This is a genomic window from Adlercreutzia sp. CNCM I-6207, from assembly GCF_977072305.1.
The window spans coordinates 1-6,573 of the sequence record NZ_CDRVLZ010000035.1; the positions used below are offsets into that span (position 1 = coordinate 1).

Annotated in this window: 5 protein-coding genes; 4 read left to right on the forward strand and 1 reads right to left on the reverse strand. The window is 60.7% G+C overall.

Annotated features, from left to right (window positions below; all coding sequences use genetic code 11):
• Positions 1–66: 66 nt before the first annotated feature.
• Entirely contained in the window at positions 67–984 is a 918-nt protein-coding gene (locus ACW4QM_RS11295) for a helix-turn-helix domain-containing protein (protein WP_455798463.1), read from the forward strand.
• 88 nt (positions 985–1,072) lie between these two features.
• Here the strand turns inward: ACW4QM_RS11295 and ACW4QM_RS11300 are convergent, their stop codons facing one another.
• Positions 1,073–2,041, reverse strand: coding sequence for a helix-turn-helix transcriptional regulator (locus ACW4QM_RS11300; RefSeq protein WP_455798464.1), 969 nt, complete (start codon positions 2,039–2,041; stop codon positions 1,073–1,075).
• Between the two features lie 412 nt (positions 2,042–2,453).
• Between ACW4QM_RS11300 and ptcA the strand changes: the two genes are divergently transcribed.
• The 3 genes from ptcA to ACW4QM_RS11315 all read left to right on the forward strand — a co-directional run bounded on the left by ptcA (position 2,454) and on the right by ACW4QM_RS11315 (position 6,354).
• Positions 2,454–3,524, forward strand: coding sequence for a putrescine carbamoyltransferase (gene ptcA / locus ACW4QM_RS11305; protein WP_455798465.1), 1,071 nt, complete (start codon positions 2,454–2,456; stop codon positions 3,522–3,524).
• A gap of 63 nt (positions 3,525–3,587) precedes the next feature.
• A complete protein-coding gene (locus ACW4QM_RS11310) occupies positions 3,588–5,105 on the forward strand; it encodes an APC family permease (protein ID WP_117284254.1) in 1,518 nt (505 codons plus the stop codon).
• Between the two features lie 43 nt (positions 5,106–5,148).
• On the forward strand, positions 5,149–6,354 hold the full coding sequence (locus tag ACW4QM_RS11315) for an agmatine deiminase family protein (RefSeq protein WP_114540327.1): 1,206 nt from the start codon (positions 5,149–5,151) through the stop codon (positions 6,352–6,354).
• The last annotated feature ends 219 nt before the right edge of the window (positions 6,355–6,573 follow it).

Below are 6,573 nucleotides of genomic sequence, written 5' to 3' on the forward strand. Positions count from 1 at the left end.
TGATTAGCGGTACCGAGACAGCCTACTCGCGGTACCGCCTTTTGCTGATCGCCGGTACCAAGCCAGGTGATCGATGGTACCGCGAGAGGTTACTACTCAGCAAGCTGCATCGCCTATGCGTTGGCCATCGCCGCCTATGGGAGCCTGTACTACGTCGAGCGCAAACCGGGATACATCTTCACGGCGCTCATCTTCTTCGCGTACACGATAGATATCGTTTTATTGTTCATGTACGAGTTTGTTCCAGAATTCGCGTTGCAATTCGAAGACGCGCGAAACGCCTACCCCATGCTCTACACCACATTCAACATGGCTATAATCCTCTTGTACCGGCTTGTGCTGGGCAGTTTGCTCTCGCGCAGCTTTTCCCCTGTCGAAGGATTTTTTTGGGCGGTTTGCATAATGGCGGCCTGGGCGAGCGGCGCTTCATCAGTCGAATCGGTTGCGTCGTGGCGCGGGTTCCTCTTTACCAGGCTGCTGGCATTGTGGGTGATAGGGTACGGTATCTGCTGCTTGGTGGCGGAATTTCGATGCATGAACCGCTGGCGATGGGTTTTCTCGCTTCTGCTCGTGCTCGTGTATGCCCTGGGAGAAGCGGCAACGTATGTGAGTTTCGGGCAGGAGAGCAGCGGGGACTTTGCTTCTCCTCGCAAGGTGCCCGTCGAGGTTATGGCGCTCTGCTTCACCGTGGCCGCCTACGTCTTCCTCGCCCATCATCGGCGGATGCGCAACGAGCAGCTGGCAGAATCCCTTGTGCCCTGGATCGCCCGCGAATACGGGCTGACCAAGCGTGAAGAGGTGCTGCTGTCGCTGCTCGAGAAGGGTGCATCGAACAAGGAGATCGCCGAGCAGGAGTACATTTCCGTCAACACGGTGAAAACCCATATATCGAATGTTTACGCCAAGCTTGGCGTGAGCGGCCGGGACGAACTTACGCAAATGCTCAAAGAAGAGCTAGAGCGCCGCAAAAGGGCTCGATTCTAGGGCGCTGCGGGAATAAGGGCGGCTGCGGCCTTCCGACGCCTGCACCTCCCACGGCGCCAGCCGCTGTTGCGCGTCTGCCAGCTATCCCCTATCCCTTCCAGAACAGCTGGGCGAGCTCTTGGCGGGTAGTGGTGCCGGTTTTCTTCAGGATGTTGTGCACGTGAGCTTTCACGGTGCCGAGGGCCAATTGCAGCGAACTGGCGATGTTCTGATTGTCCTTGCCTTGCAGCACTTCTTCCAAGATGACGCGCTCGCGCGCGGTCAGGTGATAGCGCTCGCAGAAGGCGGGAAGCAGCTCGTCCACGTATTCCTGGGTGTCGGGCGCATCGGCACTCGGCGGCTCCTTGAAGCGCAGGCGCAGGGTGTCGGCAGCGACGCGCAGGGTGAAAAAGGACAGGGTCAGAAGCAGGATGTTCTCAGAGAAGTTCCGCTCGCTGATATACAGGGGCAGCATATCGGCGTTCGCGAAGAAGCTGGAATCGAAGACGAGGATCATGACGATATCCTCGATGAGAATGCACAGGCACAGAACTAAAGTGATGAGGAACAGCGGCTCCTGACGGCGCAAGCGGGCCTTCTCCACTTCGTTGCGGGCCGTGCAGTAGCGATAGACCCCGAAAGCCAAGCACCACAGGAGAAACGCCTGTCGCAGCGTGTAGAAGAGCCATTGGCGAAACTCGTCCACGGGCAGGCACAGCACGACGATTTCGCTTGCCGCGATGAAGGCCAAGGCTGGGGCGAGGCGCAAAACGCGGCGGCGCTCGTTCACGAAATCGCACAGTATGAGCCACATGGGCTCGAGAGTGCCCAAGGCGAACAGTATCTTCAGCTGCGGATGGTCGATGGTATAGAACTGGTTGATGGAAGGCTCGACGTTCTGGCCCAGGTACTCGTATTGAAAGATAAGCGCGAGGTCGAGGAAGTAGAACAGCAGCATGGCTGCAGCGTAGAGAAACGAGTGGCGCCGGGAAACGAAATAGGCCGAGAGCGATACGGAACCCGACGCCACGCACACGAGCATCACGACGATGGTGTAGAGGTAGAACGCTGTCTCCAAAGCAAGCCTCCTCGGTGACGCATAGGGCCCGATGATGAGCCGCGACGGTCTAGAGCGGTTTAGGTCGTGCCTCAACTTGAAAGATCAGCAAAAGAGGCGATGGATCTTTTCTACCATAGAGGCCGGTTCAATAGGTCTAAGTAGCGGGATTATTTGGGATTAGACGCACGGTGAGCTTTTACCATCTGGAAATAATCTTGATTATTTCTTCTCAAAACTTCTAGCGCGTTCCATGCTGAGCCTCGAGAGATGCGGAAGACGCTCAACAATTCCGGAGACGGCCTCGAGTCGAGAAAAGGCCGCGAACGGGAATCCGGCCCGAATAGCGCCGACATGAAGGGTCCTCCGCATGAAACCGCATCGCGATCATCTTGCGCAGAGGTCGCGAACGAGATCCTAAAGGAGGATTTCTATGGTCAAGGACTACATCGACACCAACGACTTCACCAAGGAGGAGCTGCTCGGCATGGTGGACCTCGCCATCGCCATGAAGGGGCTCATCAAGGAGGGCGGCGAGTACCCGCTCTTGCTGAAGCACAAGACGCTGGGCATGATCTTCCAGCAGGTGTCCACCCGCACGCGCATCTCCTTCGAGACGGCCATGACCGACCTGGGCGGCCACGCGCAGTTCTTCGGCCCCGGCTCCATCCAGCTGGGCGGCCACGAGTCCATCGAGGACTCCGGCCGCGTCATGGGAAGCCTCGTCGACATCCTCATGGCCCGCGTCGACCGCCACAAGGACGTGGTGGCCCTGGCGAAGTACTCCGCGGCCCCCGTGATCAACGGCATGAGCGAGTACAACCACCCCACCCAGGAGCTCGGAGACCTCATGACCATGATCGAGAACCTGCCCGCCGGCAAGAAGATCGAGGACTGCAAGTTCGCCTTCATCGGCGATGCCACCCAGACCTGCGTATCGCTCATGTTCATCTGCTCGAAGATGGGCATGGACTTCGTGCAGTTCGGGCCCAAGGGCCATCAGATCCCCGACGGCGCCCTGCTCATAGGCACCGATGAGGAGCGCGCTGTGTTCGGTAAGGAGCTCATGGCCATCGGCGAGGAGAACTGCAAGATCTCCGGCGGCACCATTACCGTCTCCGACGACATCTCCTGCATCGAGGGCGCCGACTTCGTGTACACCGACGTGTGGTACGGCCTCTACGACGAGGAAGTCTCCAGCACCAGCTACATGGACGTGTTCTATCCCAAGTACCAGGTGACCTGGGACCTGATGAACGCGGCCGGCCCCGACTCCAAGTTCATGCACTGCCTGCCGGCCAACCGCGGCGAGGAGGTCGTGGACGAGGTGATGGACGACCCGGAGCGCTCCCTGTGCTGGGACGAGGCCGAGAACCGCAAGCACTCCATCCGCGCCATCCTCGCCACTCTGTGCCCCCAGAGCGAGCCGAACCCGGAGAAGGCGACCAACTACCGCGCCACCATCGACGAGTGCATGGCGAAGCTCGGCAAGCAGGGTCTGTAAACCATGTGCGATCGGGGAAGGCGCAACTTCCCCGATCGCTCTTTCCCATTAAGGAGTTACCCTATGAGCGGTAAGAAGAAATTCTCCTTCGTATCCGTTATTCTGTCGGTGATCTGCGTGGTGTTCGTGTGTGAGGCGGCGGCACCGGCTGCTGCCATCGGCAACCAGCAGTTCTTCTGGTGGATCTTCCTTATCATCACCTTCCTTTTGCCCTACGGCATGGTAGCGGCCGAGCTCGGCACCGCCTACGACTCCGAGGGCGGTATCTACGACTGGGTGCGCGACGCGCTCGGCGACAAGTGGGGCGCCCGCATCAGCTGGTACTATTGGATCAACTTCCCGTTGTGGATCGCCAGCTTGGCCACGCTGTTCCCGCCCATCTTAAGCATGGTGTTCGGGGCCGATATCGAGTCGAATCTGCTGCTGACCTTAGGCATCGAGATCGCGTTTGTGTGGATCGTCGTGTTCATGAGCTTCTCGAAGGTGTCCGATTCCGAGTGGATTCTGAACGGCGGTGCCGTCTTGAAGGTGCTCGTGGCCGTGTCCGTGGGCGTGCTCGGCATCTGGTATGCCTGCGCCAACGGATTCGCCGGATCCATGGCCCCCGAGACGTTCCTGCCCGACTTGACCAACACCGCTGCGCTCGGCTACCTGTCCATCATCATCTTCAACTTCACGGGCTTCGAGGTGATCTGCACCTTCGCCAAGGACATGCAGAACCCGGCCCGCGACATTCCCAAGGCCATCATCCTGGGCGGCCTGGCCATTGGCGCCATCTACCTGTTCTGCGGCTTCGGCATCGGCGCCGCCATCCCGGCCGACCAGATCGACCCCGACTTCGGCATGCTCTACGCCGTAATAACCATGGTGGGCGAGACCTCCCCCATCTTCATCATCATCGCCGTAGTATTCCTCATCACCCTGTTCGCGAACATGGCCTCCTGGTCCTTCGGCGTGAACGCCGTGGCCCAGTACGCCGCGAAGAACCAGAACATGCCGAAGGTCTTCGCCCACGAGAACCCGAAGACCGGCATGCCCACCGGCGCCGCCATCGTCAACGGCATCGTGGCCACCGCCGTGCTGCTCATCCAGCTCATTCCCAACGAGGCCATCTCCGACGGGCTGTTCTGGACGCTGTTCGCCACCTCCGTGGTGTTCCTACTGCTCACCTACATCCCCATGTTCCCGGCCTTCATCAAGCTGCGCAAGGTCGATGCGAACCGTCCCCGCGTGTACCGCTTCCCCTTCCAGGGCACAGCCATGAAGGTTATTCTGGCCATCCCGGTCATCGAGCTGGTGCTGGCCGTCGTGGCCACGCTCGTGCCGTTCTCGGCCGAGGAAGTGGCGGACAAGGTGCCGATGATCGCCATCTTCATCATCTTCCTCCTTTTGGGCGAGGTGGTGCGCATTGTGAGCGCCCGCGGCCGCAAGGAGGAGTTCAAGGGCCTCACTCCCGCGATGGCCGCCGAGCGTTTGGCTGAAGAGGCCGCAGGCGAGCCCGATTCGCTCGAGCCCGTTGATCCGGCCCAAGTCGAGCAGATTCTTGCCGCCGACGACGGCAAGAGCGAGAAGATTTTGTAGATTGCTGTACTCGTACCCCCCCCCTCTTGAAAGGAATTCCCTCATGAAAACCATCTACGAGTCCGACTCCACCCCCGCCGCCGACGGCTTCTTCATGCCCGCCGAGTTCGCCCCGCAGGATCGCGTGTGGATAGGCTGGCCTCACCGCACCGACACCTGGGCCCACGGCGCCAAGCCGGCCCAGAAGCAGTACGCCGCCATCGCCCGGGCCATCGCCGAGTTCACGCCGGTCGTTATGTGCGCCAACGAGGACGACTACGCCAACTGCAAGGCCGTTTTCGAGGACGACGAGAATGTGACCGTCATCGAAATGACCACCGACGACGCTTGGTTCCGCGACACCGGCGCCACCTACGTCATCGACGGCAAGGGCGACAAGCGCGCCTGCGACTGGCACTTCAACGCCTACGGCGGCTTCATCGACGGCCTGTACTTCCCGTGGAAGGCCGACGACCAGATCGCCTGCAAGATGGCCGAGCTGTCGCACTGCCGCCGCTATCGTCCCGACGACATGATCCTGGAGGGCGGCTCCATCACGGTGGACGGCGAGGGCACCCTCGTGGTCACCGAGCAGTGCCTGCTTTCCCCGGGCCGCACCGCCTCGGCCGTGCTCGCCGAGGAGGTCGAGGAGGACACCATCTGGCCCGTCTACGCCAAGCGCTTCGAGCCCTGGAGCGAGGAGCTGCGCGCCTACATGGACGAGCACCTGAAGGCCTATCTGGGCGTGGAGAAGGTCATCTGGGTCAAGGAGGGCATCGACCCCGAGGAGACCAACGGCCATATCGACGACGTGGCCACCTTCATCGCCCCGGGCGTGATGGTCTGCATCTGGACCGACGATGAGGACTACCCCTTCTACCGCCAGTGCCATGAGGCCTACGAGACCTTGAGCAACGCCACCGACGCGAAGGGCCGTGCGCTGAAGGTGTACAAGCTGCCCATGCCGGCGAAGCCCCTGTACATGGACCAGGCCTCCTGCGACACCATCGACATGGACGAGAACGCCGAGCCGCGCGTGGCTGACGAGCCGCTCATCGCCTCCTACATGAACTACCTGGTGACCAACGGCGGCGTCATCGTGCCCCAGTACGGCGACGAGAACGATCCGCTGGCCGTGGACACGCTGCAGCAGATCTACGACGAGGTGTGGGGCGAGGGCGTCTACAAGTGCGTGGGCGTCCAGTCCGACCAGGTGGTCTTCGGCGGCGGCAACATCCACTGCATCACCCAACAGGAGCCTAAGGCCTAAGCGCGTCGCCCATATGAGGCTTCAAAGTCCTCCGACGCCCCAGGGTCGGCAAAGTAGGGCATTTTGCGCCAGCCATCAAGTTGCCGGCAATGTAGGGCTTTTGGAAGAAAAGAAAGGGCTAGACCCGCTGTTAAACCACCATTGACATAGACCCACTTTCGGTACACGCGGAAAGGGGCCTCCCGCTACGATGCGATTGTCGAGAAAGCACCGGAGAGG